This is a genomic window from Streptomyces sp. SID14436 (genome assembly GCF_010548465.1).
Lineage (GTDB): Bacteria > Actinomycetota > Actinomycetes > Streptomycetales > Streptomycetaceae > Streptomyces.
Genome location: NZ_JAAGMD010000886.1, coordinates 1 through 502, shown reverse-complemented (window position 1 = coordinate 502; position 502 = coordinate 1). Strand labels below are relative to the sequence as shown.

At 79.7% G+C, this 502-nt stretch carries 1 pseudogene; it reads right to left on the bottom strand.

Going from position 1 to position 502, the window contains the following annotated elements:
* Positions 1-502 (bottom strand): annotated as a pseudogene (locus G3I53_RS32400) (asparagine synthase); the annotation flags it as partial.

Here is a 502-nt window from a genome sequence, read left to right as displayed (position 1 = left end):
GCGGGCCGCCGCGTACACGCGCGCGGGGACCATGACGGAGCCGTCGGCCTTCGCCAGCGCGGCGACCGGCCGCACCAGGTGCCGCCGCTTGCGGTCCATCAGCAGGTCGGCGAGGCGGGCGGGGTGGGCGTCCAGCACCTGTCGGGCGCCGTGGCCGGTGAAGTGGTCGGCGCTGCCCGCGGCGAGCCGGGCCCGGTGCCGGGCGGCCGACACCAGCGAGGGCCCCGGCTCGTCGGTCAGCGGTCCGTCGAGGTCGGCGTAGGGCAGGGTCTCCTCGCCGCCCGTGACGACCACGTGGTGCAGGCGCGGATTGGCGGCCAGGGCGCCCGCCCGGCCGACCTCCTCGTCCGGCCCGCCGGCCACGAGGTCGTTGAAGGTGACGGCGAGCAGCCGCTCCCCGGCCCCGGTGCCGTGCCCCAGCACGGTGCCCGGCATCCCGGGCAGTCCCGCGGCGAGCAGGGCGAGCGTGCCGGAGGCCGGGCCGCCGGACAGGTCGGCCCCG